Below are 18,266 nucleotides of genomic sequence, written 5' to 3' on the forward strand. Positions count from 1 at the left end.
TGGATAACCCGATGGAACGACCTCGTGTGCTCCTCGTCAACTGGCGCGACACCGGCCACCCCGAAGGCGGCGGGTCGGAGCGGTACGTCGAGCGGATGGCCGAAGGGCTCGCGAGAGCCGGGTACCGGGTCGAAATCCAGTGCGCCGCCTACGCGGGCGCGACCGCGGGCGAGTGGCGCGAAGGCGTCCGCTACCGGCGGCGCGGCAACAAGTTCGGCGTGTACGTCCACGCGCTGCGCGCCATTCGCCGGGCCGGCGCCGACCTCGTGGTCGACGTGCAGAACGGCATGCCCTTCTTCGCCCGGCTGGTCGCCGGGTGTCCCGTGCTGGTGCTCGTGCACCACGTCCACAAGGAACAGTGGATCAGCGCGCTCGGCGAGACGCTGGGCCGGGTGGGCTGGTGGATCGAGTCGCGGCTGGCGCCGCGGCTGTTCCGGAAGTGCCGGTACGTCACGGTTTCCGAGGTCACGAAGGCCGAGCTGGCCGGGCTGGGCGTCGAGCGGTCACGGGTGACCGTGGTGCCGAACGGGCTGGACGCGCCCCCGGCGTGCACGTCCGGACGGGACACCACTCCGACGCTGGTCGCGGTGAGCAGGCTGGTGCCGCACAAGCGGATCGAGCACGCCATCGACGTCGTCGCACGGCTGGCGCGGCGGTGGCCGGAGCTGCGGCTCGAGGTCGTCGGGCAGGGGCCGTGGGACGAGGTCCTGCGCGCGCACGCGGTCTCGCGCGGGGTCGCCGACCGCGTGGTGCTGCACGGCTGGGTCGACGAGCACGCCAAGCACGAGATCCTCGCGCGGTCGTGGCTGCACCTGTGCCCGTCGGTCAAGGAGGGCTGGGGCATCGTCATCATGGAGGCTGCGGCGCACGGCGTGCCCTCGGTCGCCTACCGCGCGGCGGGCGGCGTGGCCGAATCCATTGTGGAGGGCCGGACCGGCCTGCTCGCGGACGACTTCGAGGACTTCACGGCCCAGGTGGACGGCTTGCTGGCCGACGGGCTGCGGCGCGCGGAGATGGGCCTGGCCGGAGCCGAGCGGGCCGGGATGTACAGCTGGGACGCGAGCGCCGGGCAGTTCGAGGCGCTGGTGCGGGACGTCTCCGGGCGGCCGGCGCCCCGGCCGCGGGTGCTGGGTCAGGTGGCGCGCGGCGAAGCGCTGGCCTCGTGAACAGCGGTGCGGAACTCCTCCAGCAACCGGCCGGCGGCGGCCGCGTCGAAGTCCCGGCGGCGGGCCCGCACGGTCACCGTGGTGACCTCCCCCGTGGTCGCCGCGCCGAACGCCACGCCTGACCGGCCGCTCGCGGCCGGGTAGAACGCCAGCGAGCGCACGGTGTCCCCGGTGGACACCACTCCCAGGTTGGACACCAGGAACGTCGAGCCGAGCCGGCTCGCCAGCAGCCGCGTGCCCAGCCGGGCGAGCCTGCTGCTGCGGGCCGGGAAGTCGGGTTCCGGTGGCTGCGCCGCCAGAACCGCCGCGACATCGGCGCCGGGACGCAGCCGCAGCCGGAAGAACGCGCTGTCGTGCACCGGTTCCGGCGCGGCCCCGGACCGCCACGACGCACCCAGCGCGGCCACGACCCGCGCCGTGCGGGCGCCGTGCGCGCGGTTCCAGCGTTCGGTGGCGCGGGCGGCCGCCGCGACGAACCCCGCCGCGCCCAAGCGCAGCCGTGGCTCGTGCCGGGCGGCGAAGACGTCTCCCGCGGCTTCGGCTCGCCGGTCCGGCGTAATCCGTCCTGGCGGCGCGAAAAGCGCTTCAGCGAGCCGCTGGAGGGCCGAAACGGCAAAGGGTTTCCCGCCGGTGCGTTCGCCGATCCCCGTCGCCCCCGAGGAAACCGGGACGTCGAGGAGGATGCCGAGCAGCGAGAGCAGGCCGAGGCCGTCGAGGGCGCCGTGGTGCGCGGCCACGAGCAGCGTCGACTCGCCGGCGGCGACCCGCAGCAGCGGCGCACCGCGTTCGTAGGGCGCCGAAGCGAACCGGTCGCGCGTGGCCGGCAAGTCCGCGGTCGCCTCGATGTCCGGCACGGCACCGAGGTGCGGGTACTGCTGGACGGCGGCCGCCAGCCGGGCGCGCAGCTTGTCCGGGTCCGGTGCGGCCGTGCCGAGTTCCGCTTCGAGGAGGATGCTCCAGGAAACGGTGGGGTCGCCGTAGAGCCCGACGACGCGGTGGGCGTGGTCGGAGGCGAGCCGGGTCACGCGTCAGCGGTTCCCGTAGATCTTGCCGGGGTGGTCGGCGGGGTTGTACTTCACCTGCGCGTTCAGCTTTTCCTGCACCTGGGCGGAGCTGTCCGGGTCCGCGCCCTTGGTGAGGGCGAAGCCCGCTCCGGTCGCGAGACCGCCTCCGAGGATGACGGCGGCGACCACGCCGATGACCGTGCCCACGTGTCACTCCTTCCGCGGCGGGAGATTCCTGCCGCGGCCCAATGTACGCATCGGTAACATGCGGCACAACAGTGCGACGCACAGCGACGCGAGCACTACTCCGTTTGCCACCAAGGCGGGCGTCCACGAGATCGCTTTCACCGCGGGCACACCCGGGGTCCGGTAGAGCGTCAGCCAGTCACCCGACCACACCGGTGTCGCGTCGGCGAGCAACCGCTTGTCGACGTCGCCGGGTGTCCCGTGCTCGACCAGGATCCAGCCGATGCCCGCCTCCGTCAGCTCGCGCGCGGACGTCGCGGCCCGGACGTCGCCGATGCGCGGGTCCTCCCCCGCGACGCGGTCCGCTCCCACTTGGAGCGTGTCGTCCATCAGCACGGGTTTCGGGAGGACGCGCGGCGCCGGGTCGAGCTGCGTGCGGTCGTCGTTCCAGGCGAACCCGCGGAACGCCGAGAGCGGCAGCGTCAGCACGTCGCCGGGGCGGTCACCGAGCACTTCGGACACTGCCTGCCAATCCGCGGGGTAGCGCACGGTGGCGAGCCGGCCCCAGCCGCCCCAGGCCAGGTCGGGCAGGGTGAGCAGGGGGAAGACGGCCGCCGCGGTCACGAGCGCGACGCGCCCGCGCTCGGTTTTGAGCTTGGCCGCGGCCACCTCGATGGCCAGCGCGAAGCCCAGCGCGAACGGCAACGCCCACCAGGCAACCCATTTCTGGGCGTCCCGCAGGAGTCCCGCGCCGGGCAGGTGGCGCGTGGCGGCGCTCAGCAGCGCGTCCCCGCCCGGCAGCGTCGCCAGCGAAGCCAGCAGCACGCCCACGACACCGAGGGCGAACAAGGAGCGCGCCGGCGCCTTCCCCCACCGCCGCGTGAGCGGCTTGAGACCGGCGACCGCGATGGCGACCACGATGAGCGTCAGCACCGGGATGAGCGGCATGGCCCGGCTACCGGGAACCGTTTCGGCGTTCCAGATGCCGCCCAGGCCGAGGACGCTGAGCAGCGCGGGACCCCAGCTTTCGGCACGGGCACTGAACGCCGTGACGCCGGCCGGGTCGGAGTACGTGCCACCGGCGTTCAGGAACGTCGGGACCAACCACGGCAGGTTGAGCACGATCGCGATGGCGAGCGTCTGCCAGAGGCGGCGGGAACCGGCGGCGACGGCCATGACGACGGCGGCGAGCACGCCACCCGGCGGCGTCAGGACAGCGGGCGCGCAGGCGATCACGATTCTCGGCAGCGCGTTCGGTTCGTGCTTCCGCGCGGCGAGCCCGGCGCGGACGATCCAGGGCAGCGACGCGTACGTCAGCAGCAGCGGCCAGTGCCCGATGAAGAGCCGCTCCGCGACATACGGCGTCCAGGCGTACGCGGTCGCGGCGACGAGCCGCGTGCCGAGGTGTTCGGTCGGGACGAGCCGGCCGGCGCCCTGCGCGGCGGCGAAAACGGCCAGCAGCAAGACGATCTTCTGGACGAGGTCGCCGGGCAGCACGGTCGTGGCGAGCGCGACGGCGGCGTCCGCGGGGACGGATCGCGGCAGCGTGCTGCCGATCCCGAACGCGTCCGGCACGAAGTACTGGCGGGGCGCGAACACCATGTCGTAGCTCAGGACGAACCCGCGGCCGAGCAGCGGCGCGCAGACGGCGAGCGCGAGCAGGGCGGACACGACGGGGAGCGCGAACCGTCTGCCCGGTGCGTCCACTGCCCTTCCTTTCCGGTGTCCACGCGGTTAGGGTCCCTGGAAATTACCCGCCGGTAATGGGAGCCCGCCGTTGAGCGTAGCCACCGAAGTGCCGGCCCGGACCGGCAACCGGGTCGCGGCGATCCTCGTCTCGCTCGCGCTCGCGGGCAACAACGCCGGCAGCTACGTGCTGAGCCTCGCGGCCGCGCGGATCCTCGCGCCGGGGGCGTTCGGGGAGCTGAGCTCGCTGCTGGCGGTGCTGGTCATCGGCGTCGTCCCGGCGATGGGGCTGCAGACGGTGGTGGCGTTGCGGGTCGCGCGCTCGCCTTCGCTGGCCCAGGGTTCGCTGTTCGCGCTGGGGCTGGTGACGAGCGGGATCGTGGCGACGGCGGCGTTGACGCTCAGCCCGTTGCTGGTGCTCCTGCTGCACCTGGGGTCGCTGACGCCGGCGCTGCTGGTGACGGCCGCGCTCGGGCCGTTGACGCTGCTGGGGGTGTTCCACGGACTGCTGCAGGGCGCCCACCGGTTCGCGGTGCTGGCCGGGCTGATCGCGCTGGAGGGGCTGGGCAAGGTCGGCGGTTCCCTGGTGGGCCTGCTGGTCTCCGGTTCTCCCACGGGCGCGCTGGCGGGGACGGCGCTGGGGTCGCTGGCGGTGGTCGTGGCGGGCTGGTGGGTGTGCGGCCGGCCGCGTCCCCGCTGGGCCGACCGGCACGGTGCGGAGGTACTCCACACGGCGCAGGCGATGCTGGCCCTGGTGCTGCTGGTGAACCTGGACCTGGTGCTGGCGCGGCACACGCTGCCGTCGGCTGCCGCCGGGGAGTACGCGCTCGGGGCGATCGTCACGAAGATCGCGTATTGGCTGCCGCAGGCGGTGGGGGTGCTCGTGCTGCCCCGGTTCGCGGCGTCGGCCGGGCGTCGGCGGGTGCTGCCGGTGGCGTTGGCGGTGTGCGCTTTCCTCGACGCGTTCGTGGTGCTGGCTTCGGTGGTGCTGGGGCCGTCGTTGCTCGCGGTGATCGGCGGAGCGCGGTACGCCGGGAGCACGATGCCGGTGTGGCCGTTCGCGTTGGCCGGGTCGATGCTGGCGTTGGTGCAGATCCTGCTGTACGCCCGGTTGGCCGACGGGGATCGCCGGGTGGCGGTGCTGATGTGGGCGGCGGTGGTCGTGGAGGCGGTGCTGATCACGACGTGGCTGCACGGATCGGCGACGCAGGTGGTGACGGTCGCGGCTGGCTGCGCGGGCGGGCTGGCGCTGGCGGGCGCGGTTTTGGAGCTGCGGGCGCGGCGGGTTTCTTGAGCTTTGAACGACTCGTTAGGCGAGAGGCCCCCGAGAACAGACACCGACGAGAACCCAGACTCCCCCGCACCCCGATCCGAAGCCAGAACACGGCCGGCAACGCCGGGTCAAGGCATCTTTCCCGCCTTGACGCGGTGTTGCCGGCCGTAGTCACAATGACAGCTTCGGGGTGCCGGAAGGCGTTTCGGCAGGATGCCGAGCTTCGGTAGTCATCAACGACTCGTTCATCGCATCCGGCGAGGTGAACGACTCGTTCATGACGTCGCCGGCCGCGCCGATCCGACTTTGCCGGGACCCTGGCGCCAGACGACATGAACGACCCTTTCATCCCGGGCCTGAGCAGCCCCCGTTTTCCACGCTACCGGCAGGCACCAACAGTTTCCCCTGGCTAGCTCGCCGGTTCCGTCGGGTTCTCCTTGCGGGTGAACCAGTCCACGCACGTCGCCACCATCGCGGCCGCCGCGAGGAGCAGCGCTGCCTGGGTCACCGGGCCGTACGCCCACTCCTGGCCGTGGCCCAGGATGCGGCCCGTCACCGACACCACCGCCGCCACGGCCATCCCGCCGAACGCCAGGTACCGCGGCGCGCGGTCGTGGAACTGGCGGGCCAGCAGGCACGCGATCAGCAGCACCACCGGCAGCATCCCGCCCAGCGCCACCAGCAGCCCGATCAGCACCACCGGCACGAAAGCACCGCCCGGCAGCACCGCGAACGGCCGCCGCCGGGCCGGCCAGAACACACCCACCAGCAGCAGCGCCACCGCCGCCGCCCCGACCAGCAGCGAAATGCGGTACGCCGAGTCCGGGGTGAACGACAGCGAGACCACCCCGCCCGCGCCCGCCGGGACGATCCACGCCTGCTGCCAGCCGTCGACGCGGGTGCGGGTCAGCTCGCGTCCGTCCAAAGTGGCCACCCAGCCCGCGTTCGCGTTCTCCGGGACCGCCAGCACCGCCTCCGCGCCCGGTGCCACCGTCACCGACCGCGAAGCCGCGTCCCACTTGCCCACCTGCACCGCGCGGTGAACCGGCGGGGCGGCCGCCACCGCCGGGCGCAGCCACAGGTCCTGGACGACGAACGAGTCCGACCGGTCCGTCCGCAGCTCGTGCCCGCCGGACGGCAGCGAGATCCCGCCCTCCGAGTCCCGGCACATCCGCAGCTCGAGGGGCCGGTGCGCGGTGATGTCCGCCAGCGTCCCCTGCACCGACGTCCGGTAGTCCAGGCCATCGAGGTGGACGTTCGGCCCGGACCCGCACGGCACCGTGAACGCCGGGTCCGGCCCGGGCAGCAGCCCGTCGGTGCCGGACAGCTCCAGGCTCCCGATGCCCACCACGGCCCGCGCGGCCGGGTCGTCGTCATCGCCCGGCAGCACGATTTGCAGCTGGTCGGTGTCCAGCGGTTCGAAGGACGCCGACCCGCCCGCGTCGAGCTGGACCGTGCGAGACCCCGACTTGCCCACCAGCTCCACCTGCCGGGGCGCCCGCGCGCCGCTCGCCGGCGCGACCCCGATGTGCAGCCCCGAAATCCGCTTCGGGGCGTTCCAGTTCAAGGTCAGCGTCGGGCGCAGGTCGGTGACGTCGGGACGCCACGTCGTGCCCGCGTCGCCGTCCACCGCCGCGAACCCGCCCGCCGCCGGGTCGCCGGCCAGCTGGGACGTCGACGCCACCGTCACCCCCGGCAGCGCGACCGGGTTCTTGCCGCCGCCCGCGGGCAGCACCGTGCCGCCGACGAGGAACGTCTGCTCGGCCGGGGTGCTGAACAGCCGCCGGATGCCGTCGGGTTCTTCGCTGTCCCGGGCCGCGGACGCGTCGCACCGGACCGCGCCGCCGGCGGGCAGGCAGGCGAACCGCGGCGACGCGCCCCGCGTGAACGCGAACCCCGGCGCCGGACCGGCGGGCAGGTCGGCCGGGACCTCCAGCGCGCGCTGCGGTTCCGTGTCGGGGATCTTCAGCTCCGCGATGCCGACGTTCCCGTCCTGGCGCCCGACCACCAGCGACAGCAGCGTGATCCGCACCTTGCGCGTCACACCCGCGGCCACGGCGTAGGTGTGCGGCCCGGCCCCGCGGATCACCTGCTGGTCGACCGAACCGTTGTCGGTGGTGATCCGGACCCGCGTGGCCGGCCAGCCGACCCGGAGGTCGTCGACCATCTCCAGGTCCACCGAGTTCACCAGCCGCGGCGTGTCCAGCTCCACCTCGAGCCACTGGCCGATCGGCCCGGTGAACGACGACGAGCGCCACGACGTGCGCGGATCGCCGTCGATCGCCGCGAAGGGCTGGTGCCCCGGGTCGGAGCCGCCGAACGCGTCGGCGAACGACGCCGCCGTCGACGCCGTCACCGCGCGGATGCCGCGGTAGGCGGCGACGGTCTGGTGTTCCTCGCCCGGGAACGGCAGCACGTCCCCCGCGGCGCGCTGCTGCCGGAACGCCTCGCCGGCGGTCAGGGTCTGGCTGAGGTTGTCCCGCACGCCGCCGACGTTGCGCTCGGCGCGGCGCAGGCCGTCGGTCACCAGCCGCGGGCCGCCGGCCGAACCGCCGTCGCCGGTCAGCACCGTCGGCGTCGCCGGGTCGAGCTGGCCCGAGTCGATCAGCGGGAGCAGGTTTTCCGGGCCGCCGCTCACCGTCGGGACGTCGGTGGTGGCCGTGGCCGTCGCGAGCGGCACGGACTTGCGCACCTCGTAGATCTCGAGGGGCCCGAACTCCGCCGCCTTGCCGATCCCGGGTGAGCCGGCCAGCCCGGCCCGCAGCGTCGCGATCGGCGGCGCGTTCGTCCGGTCGCGGTCGATGTCGTTGCGCAGCAGCAAGAACCGGTAGCCGGACCGCGCGAGCAACGCGGCGAGCCCGGGGTCGCCGCGGCCGTCGGCGAGGGCCGCGTCGACCGAGTCCATCAGCCGCGTGTTGCCTTCGGAGCCCAGCGGCACCTGGTTGCGCACCGCCCACGGGCTCTTCGCGATGGCCTGCGCGGGCTCGTCGACCGTGCGGCCCCAGTCGTATTCGCCGAACCCGGTGGCCGGCAGCAGCAGCGTCCGCGCGTTCGGGTCGGCCTTGGCGACGTAGCCCATCGCGTCGTACCAGTAGCCGGGAACCTCGTCCCAGCCCGGGCCGGACCGCAGGTTCAGCAGCCACGCCGGCGCGGCCATCACGAGCACCAGCAGCAAGCCCAGCGCGGGCCGCAGGAACCGGCGCGGCGACCGCACCCGCACCGGGCCGGCGATCCCGTGCACGAACGCCAGCATCAGCGGCAGCCGCAGCACCGGCTCGAACTTGTGGACGTTGCGCAGCGGCGCGAGCGGGCCGTCGAGCAGGTGCCGGACCTGTTCGGCGAGCGGGCTGTCGAGCGTGCCGACGTACCCGATGGTCAGCAGCGTCAGGCCGGTGAGGACGCCCAGCACCAGGAACCGGCGTTCCGGCAGGCCGCGGCGGGTCAGGCCGAGCAGGCCGACGCCGGCGACGAGTCCCGTCGCGAGCATCAGCACCGGGTTGTCGATCAGCGACCAGCCGCCCGGCCACCACGGCGTGCCCTGCACGACGTAGGCGACCCACTGGTTGGTCCCGCGCAGCACCTCGAACAGCGACATCGGCGCGGTGGTGTTCGTCGCGGACTCGATGTAGTCCAGGAACGGCAGACTGTACTCGCCGAGCAGCAGCAGCGGCAGGATCCACCACAGCGTCGCGCCGACGACGAAGACGAACCACCACAGGACGAGCTCGACGTGGTGACGCGTCCACTTGCGCGTCAGCAGCCACAGTCCCGGCAGCACGAGCGCCATCACGACCATCGCGCCGTTGACCCCGCCCATGCACAGCACGGCGACCGCGGACAGCCCGGCGGCCCGCCGCGGCGAGCCGATCGTCCCGGCCCGGACCAGCGGCACCAGCACCCACGGCAGCAGCACCGCGGGCAGCATTTCCGCGGACAGACCACCGATTTCGGTCAGCATGCGCGGCGCGAGCGCGTACCCGAGCGCGCCGATCAGCCGCGTGCGTTCGGTGCCGAGCTTCATCGCGCGCGCCAGCAGGAGGGCGCCGCCGAAAGCGGCCGAGAGCAGGATCGCGCCCCACAGCCGTTGCGCGATCCACGCCGGCATGCCGACCGCCTGGCACAGCGCGAAGAACGGGCCCATCGGGAAGAGGTAGCCGTACGCCTGGTTCTGCAGCTCCCCCGCCGTCGCCTGGGGGTTCCACAGGTGCAGCGCGCGGCCGAGGAACGCGAGCGGGTCGACGGCGAGGTCGAGCTTGGTGTCGAACGTCGTCTTCCCCGGCATCTGCAGGAATGACAACGTGGTCAGCGCCAGCACGATCCAGGTGCTCGGCCGGCGGAAGAACGCGCCCACCGAGAACTTCCGGGCACCGCTCGAGGGCGGGGCGTCGTCCCGGGACCGTTCGCGGGTGGCGGTTACCATCCGGTAGATACTAGGCCGAAACCTGGCTACCATGTGCCGACGATTTTCTTGGGTCCCCGAACTCCTGGCAGGTGCGCCATCTCGTTCGAAGATGCCTGGGCTCTGGCCGAGCCGGTCAAGGGCTGGATGACGCGCGCGCAGGGCGAAGCGCTGTGGGACGCCGTGTGCCGCCTGGAGAAGGGCGACGTCGTCCTCGAAATCGGCAGCCACCAGGGCAGATCCACGATCGTCCTCGGCGCGGCGGCCCGCACGGTCGGTGCCACGGTGATCGCCGTCGACCCCTTCGTCGACGGCCGACTGTTCGGCGGATCGCCGACGCGGCAGCTGTTCGAGCGCAACATCCGCCAGGCCGGGCTGGACGACGTCGTCGAGCTCGTCGCCGGCTACAGCACGGAACTGCGCCCTGACTGGGACCGGCCCTTACAGCTGCTTTACATCGACGGCAAGCACGACTACTGGACCTACACCGACGACCTGCGCTGGTCGGACCACCTGCCGCCGGGCGCGGAAATCCTGGTGCACGACTGCTTTTCCTCGATCGGCGTCACGCTCGGCACGATCGCGAAAGTCCTCTTCGGACGCCGGTACACCTATGTGGACCGGGCGACGTCGCTGGCGCGGTTCAAGCTCACGCCACCGTCCACGGCGGACCGCGTGCGCGTGCTGGCGCAGCTGCCGTGGTTCCTGCGCAACGTCGTGCTCAAGGTGCTGCTGCGCCTGCGGTTGCGGCCGCTCGCGCGGCTGCTCGGCCACGACAGCCCGTACGACCCCTACTGAGCGACCGGCTTCCCGACCTCGGCCTTCGCGAGGCACACCGGCGCGCCCGGACTGGAGAGCTGCACGTCGATGTGGTCGAAGAGGCCGTCCACCGGCAGGTACAGCGAATGCAGCCCGGCCTGGAACCACACCGGCGTCCGGTCGACCAGGCCTTCGCCGCCGTCCGAGGTGAAGTAGTCGAGCTTCAGCAGCTGCCGGCCGAGCACCGGCTTGTCCAGCGGGACGCGCACCAGCGTTTCGCCGACGGTGTACCCGCAGTTCGGCACCGGCCCGGGCAAACCGCGCGAAACCGCGTCGACCCCGGTGATCGCGTGCGGGGTGCCGGTCGTGTCGAGCAGGTGCATCCGGTTCGTCGGCTGGTCGAAGTGCGTGCCGGGGATCAGGCCGGCCACGCGCGACGCCTGGGAGTCCGCACCGAACCACTCGTGGACCACATCGGACGGGACGAAGGTGTCGAAGAAAACGAGGGCGGGGTCCTCGGCGACGGCCGCGCGGACGTTGCCCAGGTACTGCGCGGAATGCGCGAACCGCAGCGCCGGCGCGAGCCCGGAAAACCCGATCGCGGAACTGACGAGCAAAAGCACGCAGACGGTTACCGCGATCGGCCGTTCACGCTTTCCGCCGGACGGCGCAACTTCGCCGGGCCGCAGGAAAGCGAACGCTCCACAAAGGGCGGCCGCCAGCGTGAGATCGGCGATGTACCGCGGATCGTCGCCCGCCGACGGCCCGACTTCGCGCAGCCGCGTCAGCGCCAGCAGCCCGACGTCCACCGCGAACAGGGCCGCGAGCAAGGCCCACGCGCCCCACGCGCGCCGGCCGCCGGCGCGCACGCCGGCGACCACGACGGCGATCGCCGCGACCAGCAGCACGGCGACCACCGCGAACGGCGACGCCGCCCAGGTCGCGCCCGCCCCGGCGCCCGACCACGGCCCGCCGGCCAGGCCCGGCAGCAGCGTGTCGCCGAGCATCCGGCCGGTCAGGTCGGCGACCGTGCCGGCGGACACCGGCTGCGTGCCCGTGCCGACCTGGCTCGCCGTCACGGCGAAGTAGCCGGCCACGAACGCGGCCAGCAGCACGGCGTGCCCCGCCCAGTAGCGGGGGTGGTCCCGGAAGGACCGTCCGAGCAGGACGGTCACGCCGGCCAGCAGCACCGGGATCAGCGCGGCCTTCTCGTAGAACGCGAGACCGAACAGCGTCCAGGCGAACGCGCCGATCCACCACCGGCCGCCGACCTCGAGGTACCGGACGTGCGCGTGCAGCGCCCCGGCGCCGGCCAGCACGACCGGTACGAGCTGGACGCCGAACGACCACCACAGCGTCGGGACCAGCAGCAGCGTCGAGGCCGTGAACACGGTGAACGGCACCAGGATCGCCCAGCGGCGGCCGAAGCAGCGCACCAGCACGCACCAGAACAGCACCGTCGCGACGGCCCGCATCAGCAGCAGCGGCGCCATGAGCAGCGCGAAGTTCAGCGGCGCCCACCACGTCAGGACCGCGGCGAGGAAGAACCCGCCGGGCTGCAGGTGGCCGTGGTAGTCCTGGAAGAGGTAGCCGAGGTCGAACGGCCCGGCCGCGGCGGCCCGGTAGGTGACGACGAAGTCGTCCTGCGCGAAACTCCCGTGCAGCGCCGCCCAGGCGTGGAACGCGAACGGCACCACGCCGGCGACGAACGCCGCCAAGACCACAGTGGACGGTCTTCGCGTCACCCGTGGGGCGGGCTTTTCGATCTCCACCAACACGGGCGTCCTCAATTCTTGCAGGCGGGCGGTTGGCACATGAGCTTGCTCAGCGCCTGGTAGAAGACGTCGGAGATCTTGCGCGGGTCCGGCGTGGTGAACGAGTCGCCGCCCGTCGCGGCCGAGATCCGCTTCAGCTCGCTCGCGTCGATGTCCGGGCCGATGCCGATCCCGATCACCGGGAGCGGTTTCCGCGGGTCCTGCAGCCGGCCCAGCTCGGCCAGCAGGCCGGGCAAGCCGACCGAGTCGCTGTCCTCGTTGCGGCCGTCGGTGAGCACGACGACGACGTTGATCCGGCCGAGCTGCCAGTTCTGGCGGGCGTTCTGGTACGCGGCGAGGATCGAGTCGTACAGCCCGGTCGCGCCACCGGGTTTCGGCCTGACCGCCTGCAGCGTCGCGACACCGCCCGCGGCGAGCTGCTGGGAGATGGGCCGCATCGGCAGCAGTTCCTTGTAGTCCTTGTCGCCGTCGAGCTTGGTCGAGAACAGCCAGAGCCCGATTTCCGTCGTCGGCTTGAACAACCCGAGGCCCTGGGTCGCGGCTTCCAGCGTCAGCGCCATCCGGCTGCGGCCGGTACCGGGCACGGTGGCGGCCATCGAGCCCGAGACGTCGAGCAGCACCTGGACGCGGGCGCTGAGGTTCGCCCCGGCCCACGCCTGGAGCACGCCGTACATCGCGTCGGGCGCGGGCGGGCCGGCCGGGCGCGGCGCGGCGTCCGTGCGCGTGTCCCGGGGCCGGTCGCCGAGCAGCTGGCCGGCCGGCGTGCGGAACCCGGCGTCGGCGAACGTCTTCGTGGCGGTCTGGTCGAGCAGCAGCCGCAGGAACCGCTCGGCCGCCGACCGCGACGCCTCGGACGCGCGCGGCAGCACGACGTACGGGTAGTCGAAGCTCGGCACGCCGGCCGCCGGGTACGCGGCGACGAGCTTGCGCGCCAGCACGGACTGCTCCGACGCGGGGGACGCGGTGAACGGCTGGCGCACCGCGGACACCTTGCGGATCTCCTCGGTGAACGCCGCCCCGGGGTCGGGCGCGTCCTTGGTCAGCTGCTGCAGGCCGATCAGGGCGGCGATCGCGGCCGGGTCGCGGCTCGGGTCGGGCAGGCCGACCGGGCTGCCCGCGAGGACGTCCGACCAGGACGGTGACTTCCCCGGCCAGCCCGCCTGCTTCGCGACCTCGTCGGTCAGCGCCAGCACGACCGGCGAGCTCGCCACGGACTGGCCGGACTCGGGCAGGTTCCACGCGCCGAGGTCGCGGGCCTGCAGCAGCCAGCTGCTCGACTCCGGCACCCAGACGTCGGGGCCGTTCGCGCCGTTGGCCTCGAGCGCCGCCGCGGTGGCCGTCGACGCGGCCGCGGTGACCTCGACGGTGTAGCAGTCGGGCTCCGGCACGCTCCGGGCGAGCGCGCCGAGCACCGGCGCGAGGTCCGGCGCCGCGGTGATGCGCACCGGCGTCGTGGTGTCGCAGCCGCCGGCGGCGAGGCGGTCGCGCAGCCAGTCGACGCCGGCCCAGGCGAGCAGGGCGACCACGAGCAGCACACTCAGGACGACGACCCGCGCGTCGACGCGCCGGGCCCGCGCCGGGTGTGCCGCCATGCCCTCGCCTTCCGTCGTGGAGTCCTGGCAGCTTGCCAGCCGGGTGAGCGGGAAGCCAGACCCGGCAGCGGAAAGTGACGACGGAGGTGTCAAACCGAGGTGAGGGAATTGCGCGCCGCGGCCGTACTGGTGACGGTCCGGAACTGCGTAACATTTCCGCTTGACGCCCGTCCCACATGGGTAACAGCACGATGGCGGATCGCGATGACGATTCCGCCGTCCCCGAAACGGCGAACGGCACCGAACGGAGACGCAACCCGTGCGCACGATGTACGACGCGGTCACGGCCGCGAACATCCCCGCCGGCGCGGAGATGGTCGCGGGATACATCGACAGGATCAAGCTCGAACCCTGGTCGGCCGCCGACTGGGCGAGGTTTCCCAACGCGGTCAAGGTCACCATCGTCAAGAAGGCGAGCACCAACGACGGTCACGTCCTGGACGTCGAACCCGGCGACGCGTCGCCGGGCGAGGCGCCGGACTGGGTCCGGATGCGCCGCGCCGCGGGCGCCGACCCCACGGTCTACTGCAACCTCTCGACCTGGCCCTCGGTGCGCGCGGCGTTCTCGTCGGCCGGCGTCGCCGAGCCGCACTACTGGATCGCCCACTACAACGGCGATCCCACCATCCCCGACGGCGCGATCGCCAAGCAGTACCGCGGAGACGTCGCCCCGGGCTACGACGTCTCGTCCGTCGTGGACTACTGGCCCGGAGTGGACGGAAAAGGTTCCGCCTCGACTGGAGTGGAGATCATGGAGCGCATCACCGTCACCCCGCCGAACGCCAACCAGAACACGGTGCGGGTGTTCCTGTCCGGCAGTCCCGGCGCGGCGGTCATCGTCCGGCCGCGGCTCGGCGGTGACGGCTTCTCGAAGCCGATGTGGGTCGGGGACATCTTCGCCTGGGGCAACGACCACCAGGGCGTCGGCCACAACCCGACGCAGGTCGCGGGCTACGACAACAGGCTGACGTCCCACCGGCGCTACGACCTGCCGGGCGCGGTGTGGGCCGACATCAACTACAGCGCGGCCGACCCGTTCGAGATCGACATCGTCGGCTGACGTGTCGCGTGCCCCGGTCCGGCCACGGCGCTGGCAGGATCGGGGCATGGAACGCGTGCTCGGCATCGGTGGGTACTTCTTCCGCGCGGCGGACCCGGAGGCGCTCGGCGCCTGGTACCGGGACTGCCTCGGCCTGGCCACCGACGCGACCGGCGTGTGGCAGCAGCAGCCGGGGCCGACGGTGTTCGCGCCGTTCGAGGCGTCGACGGACTACTTCGGTTCGCCGTCGCAGCAGACGATGCTGAACTTCCGGGTCGGCGACCTGGACGCGATGCTCGCCCAGCTGCGCGAGAAAGGCGCCGACGTGGCCGACGACGTCCAGGAGATGGACGGTGTCGGCCGCTTCGGCTGGGTCACCGATCCGGAAGGCAACCGCGTCGAGCTGTGGCAGCCCGCCTAGCGCGCGCCGAGGCACGGCCGACAGCTCGGGTGTTGACGTTGCTCGAGTTGTTGCAGTCCGGCGGCACCCGTACCTCGACTGAGCTGGCCGAGCGGCTGAACGTGGATGGACGCACGGTGCGCCGCTACGTGGAACACCTGCGCGCCCTCGGCATTCCGGTGGATTCCGTGCGTGGTCGTTACGGCGGTTACCGGCTGGCGCGCCACTACCGGATGCCTCCGTTGATGCTCACCGACGAGGAAGCACTCGCGGTCGTCTGGGGGCTGCTGCTGACGGGCCGGCCGGGGTCCGGGCCGGCCTCGATCGGTGACGTGGAGGCCGCCACCTCGAAGGTGCGCCGGGTACTGCCCCCGGCCCTGGCACGACAGATCGACGCGGTGGTCGAAACCGTGAACTTCACCGGCGGCCGGATCGGCGAGGCCGAGCGCACCGGCGGTGGCGAGGAGGCAAGCGCGAGAGTGCTTCTCGGACTGGCGCGGGCGGCCGGGGACCGGCGGCCGATTGCCTTCGACTACCTGCCGCGGCACGGACCTGCCGCGTCACGCACCGTTCATCCGCACGGCATCGTTGCCGTGCGGGGGCAGCTCTACCTCACCGGGTACGACGTCGGGCGCCAGGCGGAGCGGACGTTCCGCCTGGACCGCATCGCCGGCCTGCGCCTGCTGGTGGGCACGTTCGAGGTGCCGGCCGACCTGAACCCGGTGCGGCGGGTGGTGGGTCCGCTCGCGCCGGGTCCCGGGCGACATGAGGTTTCAGTGCTCGTCGACGCCGACGCAATGCAGGTGCGAGCGTTGTTCCCGGAGACGCTGGCGTCGGTGGAACCGGCGGCCGGCGTCGCCGGAAATGGTCACTGGCTGAGAATTTTCGTGCGTGCGGAACGCCTGGAATGGGTCGCGGGAAGATTGGCCGCGCTCGATCGGCCGTTCGTCATCGAGCAGCCGAAAGCTCTGCACGGGGTCCTCGCCGCGCTGGGACAGAAGCTGATCGCCGCGGCGACCGTCGATCCCGGCGACGACTCGGGCTAGGACCGGGTGGCCTCGGTGGCAGGCGTTGGCATCTTGGGTGTCCGGTTCTGCTGCAGTTGCCGCGCCTGCGAGGTGACCGGCGTGTAGAGGTTGACGAGTGACCCTTCGGGGTCGCGGAGCAGAACGGACATGTTGCCCCAGGGCATCATCGTCGGCGGCTGCACGATGTCGAGGTCGTCGCCGAGTTCGGTCTTCACGCGGGCGAGCAGGGCTTCGACGTCCTCCACGACGAACTCGACGATGGCGGTGCGGTTGGCGGCCGCTCGCGGTGGGTTGTCCGTGATGAAAGCGACCCGCTCCGGCGCGCTGAGCGCGAAGGTCGCGGACGGGGTCACCAGCTCGACGAAGTCGTCGGTCAGGTACTGCGGGGTGGCACCGGTGAGGACCTCGTAGAAGCGGACGAGCCGCGGCAGGTCGTCGGTGATCACGCGGACGGAGGCCAGTTGGACGGTGTTCGTTGTCATGATCGCGACGCTATCCCGGATACCGGACACAACCTGTCCGGATTAGCGGGTCACTCGGGCGGGAGCGCGCGGCACAGGGCGTCGACCGCCGCCGGGTACGCGTGCTCCGGCGGGGTCGCGTAGCCGACCACCAGACCGTCCATTGTGGACATCGTGCTCGCCGGGTGGCGGAACGCGGCCAAGCCGTCCAGCGCGAGTCCTTGCCACGCCGCGGCTTTCATCGCCGACGCCTCGGTTCCCGGCGGCAGCCGCAGCACCGCGTGCAGTCCCGCGGCGATGCCGGTCGGCGTCACGTGCGGTGCCCGCTCCGCCAGCGCGCCGACGAGCAGGTCGCGGCGGCGCCGGTAGCGCAGGCGCATGCGCCGGATGTGCCGGTCGTACGCGCCGGACCGCAGGAACTCCGCCAGCGTGAGTTGGTCGAGCACCCCCGCCCACGCCTCGCGCTCCCCCTTCGCCGCGAGCACCGGGCCGACCAGCGCCTCCGGCAGCACCAGCCAGCCCAGCCGCAACGCGGGTGACAGGCTCTTGCTCACCGAACCGACGTAGACGACGTGCTCGGGGTCCAGGCCCTGCACCGCGCCGACCGGCTTGCGGTCGTAGCGGAATTCGCCGTCGTAGTCGTCCTCGATGAGCACGCCGCCGGTCGCGCGGACGTGGTCGAGCACCGCCGTGCGGCGGTCGTGGTGCAGCGGCCCGCCGGTCGGGAACTGGTGCGCGGGCGTCAGCAGCACGTCCGGCGCGGCCAGCTCGTCGACGCACGCGCCTTTTTCGTCCAGGGCAATGGGAATCGTCTCGACGCCGGCCGTCGCGAAGATCGAGCGGTGGAACGGGAGCCCGTACGCCTCGACGGCGAGCGGGCCGGGCAGCACCGCGGGGAACAGCAGCCGCAGCGCGTGCGCGAACCCCGAGCACACGACGATCCGCTCCGGCGACGTCCGCACGCCGCGGGCGCGCGCGAGGTAGCCGGCCAGCGCTTCCCGCAGTTCCGGCCGGCCGCGCGGGTCGCCGGGGCCGAAGGCGTCGTGCGGAGCGACGTTCAACGCCCGACGCGCGGCGGCGAGCCACTCGGTGCGCGGGAACGTCGTCGCGTCCGGCTGCCCTTGGCGCAGGTTGTGCCGCGGCGCCGGAACGGGCGCCTTCTTCGGCGTGCGGGCCGGCGGGAGCGGCTCGGCCCGCGAGGTGACGCGCGTGCCGGAGCCCTGGACGGCGGTCAGCCAGCCTTCGGCGACCAGCTCGGCGTAGGCCTCGGCGACGGTGTTGCGGGCCAGCCCGAGGTCGGCGGCCAGGGCCCGGTACGGCGGGAGCCGGGTGCCCGAAGCGAGCCGTCCGGTGCGGACGGCGTCGCGCAGGGCGGTGATGAGCGCGGCCCGCTTGCCGCCGCCCGCCAGCTCCAGGTGGAGGTCGACCCCCGAATTGACCCACGATTCCGGCACGGAAATGCACCCTACACGGGGGTCAAAGTGCCCCTAGATTTCTG

At 72.8% G+C, this 18,266-nt stretch carries 14 protein-coding genes; 6 read left to right on the top strand and 8 right to left on the bottom strand.

Annotated features, from left to right (window positions below):
• The first annotated feature begins 11 nt into the window (after window positions 1-11).
• Window positions 12-1,166: a glycosyltransferase family 4 protein gene (locus ACIRSS_RS11760; RefSeq protein WP_400893741.1), complete on the top strand. Its 1,155-nt coding sequence runs from the start codon at window positions 12-14 to the stop codon at window positions 1,164-1,166.
• On the opposite strand, the gene ACIRSS_RS11765 is transcribed toward ACIRSS_RS11760, so the two are convergent.
• From ACIRSS_RS11765 to ACIRSS_RS11775, 3 genes are read right to left on the bottom strand one after another with little or no spacing between them, the layout of a single operon-like run.
• Window positions 1,133-2,191: a hypothetical protein gene (locus tag ACIRSS_RS11765; protein ID WP_400893743.1), complete on the bottom strand. Its 1,059-nt coding sequence runs from the start codon at window positions 2,189-2,191 to the stop codon at window positions 1,133-1,135. The two genes, ACIRSS_RS11760 and ACIRSS_RS11765, sit on opposite strands and share 34 nt — an antisense overlap.
• Before the next feature lie 3 nt (window positions 2,192-2,194).
• Complete coding sequence (locus ACIRSS_RS11770; protein ID WP_400893745.1) at window positions 2,195-2,377, bottom strand: hypothetical protein; 183 nt, start codon at window positions 2,375-2,377, stop codon at window positions 2,195-2,197.
• A 3-nt stretch (window positions 2,378-2,380) separates the two neighbouring features.
• Entirely contained in the window at window positions 2,381-4,063 is a 1,683-nt protein-coding gene (locus tag ACIRSS_RS11775; protein ID WP_400893747.1) for a hypothetical protein, read from the bottom strand.
• A gap of 70 nt (window positions 4,064-4,133) precedes the next feature.
• Between ACIRSS_RS11775 and ACIRSS_RS11780 the strand changes: the two genes are divergently transcribed.
• Window positions 4,134-5,336, top strand: a complete 1,203-nt coding sequence (locus ACIRSS_RS11780; RefSeq protein ID WP_400893749.1) for a lipopolysaccharide biosynthesis protein — start codon at window positions 4,134-4,136, stop codon at window positions 5,334-5,336.
• Between the two features lie 388 nt (window positions 5,337-5,724).
• Here the strand turns inward: ACIRSS_RS11780 and ACIRSS_RS11785 are convergent, their stop codons facing one another.
• Window positions 5,725-9,735 carry an alpha-(1->3)-arabinofuranosyltransferase family protein gene (locus tag ACIRSS_RS11785; RefSeq protein ID WP_400893751.1) on the bottom strand — a complete coding sequence of 1,337 codons (4,011 nt, stop codon included), beginning with the start codon at window positions 9,733-9,735 and terminating at the stop codon, window positions 5,725-5,727.
• Window positions 9,736-9,861: 126 nt separating this feature from the next.
• Here ACIRSS_RS11785 and ACIRSS_RS11790 point away from each other — a divergent pair, with 126 nt between their 5' ends.
• Window positions 9,862-10,512, top strand: a complete 651-nt coding sequence (locus tag ACIRSS_RS11790; RefSeq protein WP_400893753.1) for a class I SAM-dependent methyltransferase — start codon at window positions 9,862-9,864, stop codon at window positions 10,510-10,512.
• Here ACIRSS_RS11790 and ACIRSS_RS11795 read toward each other — a convergent pair.
• Both ACIRSS_RS11795 and ACIRSS_RS11800 read right to left on the bottom strand, forming a co-directional pair.
• Window positions 10,506-12,248 carry a hypothetical protein gene (locus ACIRSS_RS11795; RefSeq protein WP_400893755.1) on the bottom strand — a complete coding sequence of 581 codons (1,743 nt, stop codon included), beginning with the start codon at window positions 12,246-12,248 and terminating at the stop codon, window positions 10,506-10,508. The genes ACIRSS_RS11790 and ACIRSS_RS11795 overlap by 7 nt on opposite strands.
• Window positions 12,249-12,259: 11 nt before the next feature.
• Window positions 12,260-13,840, bottom strand: coding sequence for a substrate-binding domain-containing protein (locus tag ACIRSS_RS11800; RefSeq protein WP_400893757.1), 1,581 nt, complete (start codon window positions 13,838-13,840; stop codon window positions 12,260-12,262).
• A gap of 259 nt (window positions 13,841-14,099) precedes the next feature.
• On the opposite strand from ACIRSS_RS11800, the gene ACIRSS_RS11805 reads away from it, so the two are divergent.
• From ACIRSS_RS11805 to ACIRSS_RS11815, 3 genes are read left to right on the top strand one after another with little or no spacing between them, the layout of a single operon-like run.
• Window positions 14,100-14,900, top strand: a complete 801-nt coding sequence (locus tag ACIRSS_RS11805) for a hypothetical protein (RefSeq protein WP_400893758.1) — start codon at window positions 14,100-14,102, stop codon at window positions 14,898-14,900.
• 46 nt (window positions 14,901-14,946) lie between these two features.
• Window positions 14,947-15,300 carry a VOC family protein gene (locus ACIRSS_RS11810; RefSeq protein WP_400893760.1) on the top strand — a complete coding sequence of 118 codons (354 nt, stop codon included), beginning with the start codon at window positions 14,947-14,949 and terminating at the stop codon, window positions 15,298-15,300.
• A gap of 29 nt (window positions 15,301-15,329) precedes the next feature.
• The gene (locus ACIRSS_RS11815; protein ID WP_400893762.1) at window positions 15,330-16,325 is read left to right on the top strand and encodes a helix-turn-helix transcriptional regulator; all 996 of its coding nucleotides are present in this window, start codon (window positions 15,330-15,332) and stop codon (window positions 16,323-16,325) included.
• Here ACIRSS_RS11815 and ACIRSS_RS11820 read toward each other — a convergent pair.
• Both ACIRSS_RS11820 and ACIRSS_RS11825 read right to left on the bottom strand, forming a co-directional pair.
• Entirely contained in the window at window positions 16,322-16,789 is a 468-nt protein-coding gene (locus ACIRSS_RS11820; protein WP_400893764.1) for a VOC family protein, read from the bottom strand. The genes ACIRSS_RS11815 and ACIRSS_RS11820 overlap by 4 nt on opposite strands.
• 50 nt (window positions 16,790-16,839) lie before the next feature.
• Window positions 16,840-18,222 (bottom strand): PLP-dependent aminotransferase family protein, encoded by a 1,383-nt coding sequence (locus ACIRSS_RS11825; RefSeq protein WP_400893766.1) that lies wholly within the window; start codon window positions 18,220-18,222, stop codon window positions 16,840-16,842.
• Window positions 18,223-18,266: the final 44 nt, after the last annotated feature.

Source organism: Amycolatopsis sp. NPDC101161, assembly GCF_044768185.1.
GTDB lineage: Bacteria > Actinomycetota > Actinomycetes > Mycobacteriales > Pseudonocardiaceae > Amycolatopsis.